Consider the following 232-nt stretch of genomic DNA (forward strand, 5'->3'; position numbering starts at 1 on the left):
GATTGATTTGATGCCCGAGCGCATCGCGTTAGTTAATGCGCGTAAACCAACGGTCGCCGATAGTCTGATTGAAGAATACCTGCAGCATAAAGCCTTAAATCTCAGTGCCACGTGCGACAAAAACGTCGTTAAAGAAGCCGATTTTGTCATCATAGCCACTCCTACGGATTACGACCCACAAACCAACTACTTTAATACTCAGTCGGTCGAACGGGTGGCGAAGGAAGTGCTC

Annotated in this window: 1 pseudogene; it reads left to right on the forward strand. The window is 47.8% G+C overall.

Annotation, left to right across the window (positions count from 1 at the left end):
* Window positions 1-232 (forward strand): annotated as a pseudogene (locus tag B4920_RS28135) (UDP-glucose 6-dehydrogenase); the annotation flags it as partial.

Origin of the sequence: Zoogloea sp. LCSB751 (assembly GCF_002028455.1) — a bacterium.
GTDB lineage: Bacteria > Pseudomonadota > Gammaproteobacteria > Burkholderiales > Rhodocyclaceae > Zoogloea.